The organism is Alkalibacterium indicireducens (assembly GCF_039522005.1).
Lineage (GTDB): Bacteria > Bacillota > Bacilli > Lactobacillales > Carnobacteriaceae_A > Alkalibacterium > Alkalibacterium indicireducens.
The window spans coordinates 1-2,159 of the sequence record NZ_BAAADA010000208.1 but is presented as its reverse complement, the minus strand read 5'-3'; the positions used below and the strand labels follow the sequence as shown (position 1 = coordinate 2,159).

5 protein-coding genes are annotated in these 2,159 nt (G+C 40.4%); 1 reads left to right on the top strand and 4 read right to left on the bottom strand.

All coding sequences use genetic code 11. The annotated features are described in order from the left end of the window. Positions 1–373 precede the first annotated feature (373 nt). A complete protein-coding gene (locus tag ABFX15_RS11775) occupies positions 374–745 on the top strand; it encodes a GFA family protein (protein WP_346025591.1) in 372 nt (123 codons plus the stop codon). On the opposite strand, the gene ABFX15_RS11770 is transcribed toward ABFX15_RS11775, so the two are convergent. The 4 genes from ABFX15_RS11770 to ABFX15_RS11755 form a co-directional block, all read right to left on the bottom strand. Beyond that, a complete protein-coding gene (locus ABFX15_RS11770) occupies positions 680–1,075 on the bottom strand; it encodes an ion channel (protein WP_346025590.1) in 396 nt (131 codons plus the stop codon). The genes ABFX15_RS11775 and ABFX15_RS11770 overlap by 66 nt on opposite strands. Before the next feature lie 6 nt (positions 1,076–1,081). Continuing rightward, a complete protein-coding gene (locus ABFX15_RS11765) occupies positions 1,082–1,264 on the bottom strand; it encodes a hypothetical protein (RefSeq protein ID WP_346025589.1) in 183 nt (60 codons plus the stop codon). Positions 1,265–1,377: 113 nt separating this feature from the next. Continuing rightward, positions 1,378–1,599: a hypothetical protein gene (locus tag ABFX15_RS11760; RefSeq protein ID WP_346025588.1), complete on the bottom strand. Its 222-nt coding sequence runs from the start codon at positions 1,597–1,599 to the stop codon at positions 1,378–1,380. 93 nt (positions 1,600–1,692) lie between these two features. Further along, on the bottom strand, positions 1,693–2,064 hold the full coding sequence (locus ABFX15_RS11755; RefSeq protein WP_346025587.1) for an iron chaperone: 372 nt from the start codon (positions 2,062–2,064) through the stop codon (positions 1,693–1,695). Positions 2,065–2,159 lie beyond the last annotated feature (95 nt).

Genomic DNA, 2,159 nt, shown 5'->3' with positions numbered 1-2,159 from the left:
AGTTCAATATTCTAACTGATCTTTACGGTAAAAGGATAGAACGTCGTTCTTAGGGGTGCGAAACTTGAGTTAATTAATATATGTATTGCTATAACACGCCTATCTTAGAGTTTAAACAGACAATTTGTATTAAAAGGATATAATAGTCGTAAAATAGTGGATAGACTTGACAAAGCCGGGTCAGGCAACTTATTTTTTATTACAAAGCTAAGCTTGATAATGGTACCGAACGAAAGAAGATGAGTGGGGAGTCAATGCGTATATAGTCTTTTGAATCGAATAGTTTTGATAAGAGTTGCTTTATATACCTGAATTATTTACTGTTAAATGTATACATATAGAAATTCAAAAGAACAGGTTAGGAGAGTGTAACATGCCTAATGGAAAATGTCTTTGCGGGAATACCGTTCTAGAAGTTAAAGAACTGAAAGGAAAAGTATACGTCTGTCATTGTGGGATGTGCAGGAAACAGGCGGCGGGACCGATTGTTTATACTGATGCATACAGGGAAGGAGAGTATCACTTCGGCGAATCATCGACAGTTTCTGTATATGATTCATCTGGCTGGGCAGAGCGGGGGTTCTGTCAGTCGTGTGGGACATTTATGTACTTACGATATAAGAAAGACAGTACGATTCATTTTAATGCTGAACTCTTCGATGAGATGGAGCCAACAGAATTAGTTGAAATTCACAAGGAAGACGAACCGGAATTCTATGGTGTCATTTACCCAACAGATGATTAAATGTTGACGGCGATAAAAATTGTTCAATTTATGGAAATGTTTAGCTAATAAAAAAACAACCCGGACGAAAGAATCTGACTCTTTCGTCCGGGTTGTTTTAATGTAAGCATTCTTCTCCATATTCTCAATTTTCATCAGCAGCTGACTGATTTTGTCATTCAGTTCCTTGATTTCCTCTTTGTATTCCCCTCTTTCGGGATCATTACTCACCATGAAAAATGAGGTGATCGTACTGGTCAATGCGCCGAAGAGGACGATCCCAGTCAGCAAGAGAACCATGGCGGTCAGTCTGCCGACGACGGACTCATTAGAGATATCACCGTAACCCACTGTTGTCTAGGTAACAAACGCCCACCAGAGTGAGTCGATGAAATTGACACCTTCTGCGATAGAGTAGACCGTTGCACCGATAAGCAGGATCGTCCCGCTGGCATAGATCATGTAGGCAAAGCCGTTTGTATTGAAGAACATTTTGATATGGCGAGACATTTTTCCTATCAGTCCAACTAATCGGGTCATACGAAAGAGTCGGGTCAGCCGACTCATACGAGACAGTCTGGATAACCTGGCAATCCTGAAAAGACGGGAAATCCAGAACACCGAGAAGGCAGAATGAAAGGGAATGATGGCAATCAGGTCCAGAATGTTCTCTCTGAAATGACTGCTTTCTCTTCTAGTTCTAATAGACGGCTGAAGAAATCACAAGCAAAGAGCAGCAATATCAGGCGGTCGATTTCAAGGAAAGGGGAAACACCGATATCAAAGACTGCCAGACTATCCATGACGACCATGCTCACTGAAAAGAGTGCCAGGATAATAATGACCGGATCATAATATTTTTTCAATACAGTCATGAGGTTCCTTCTTTCTTAAATAGGTAATAGCACATATGTAAAAGGGTCCGTTCAGATTGACTGAGCAGGCCCTTTTAGTCTGCTTAATTAGGATCAGCTCCTCCAAAATTTAGTGTAATCTGCTTTATCTTCGATATTAAACTGGATGATGTTTTTGAGCAAATCATAATTAACCGGCTGATTCCACTTGATACGGAACAGTTGCTTTGTCGCTTCATAATCAGCTGCGGCAATTTCTTCTGCGAAGTGATTCATCGTAACCTGTTCAGGCGCTACAGCAAGGTGGTTCTTGGATGTACTGAAACCTATAATGAATGTGCCGTGATCGGAGAACATCGGCTGGTTCCACTTGAATTGTTTCTCCAGTTGTGGAAACGAATCCTCTATCCACGTCAGAAGGTCTCTCACACGATCCTGATGTTCTACTGAATCGAGCTTGTTTATAAATGTATCAAATTCTTCCATACTTATCCCCTCCAATATTTAACGGTTAGTGTCAATACTTTCTTTTAATAATTGCTTACAATGGTTGTTATATCAAGGAAAAGCAAAAAAACACT

Excerpts from the sequence above, each read along its gene's own strand:
- ABFX15_RS11775 (WP_346025591.1), top strand. The coding sequence starts at position 374 with ATGCCTAATGGAAAATGTCTTTGCGGGAATACCGTTCTAGAAGTTAAA.
- ABFX15_RS11765 (WP_346025589.1), bottom strand. The coding sequence starts at position 1,264 with ATGACCCGATTAGTTGGACTGATAGGAAAAATGTCTCGCCATATCAAA.
- ABFX15_RS11760 (WP_346025588.1), bottom strand. The coding sequence starts at position 1,599 with ATGACTGTATTGAAAAAATATTATGATCCGGTCATTATTATCCTGGCA.
- ABFX15_RS11755 (WP_346025587.1), bottom strand. The coding sequence starts at position 2,064 with ATGGAAGAATTTGATACATTTATAAACAAGCTCGATTCAGTAGAACAT.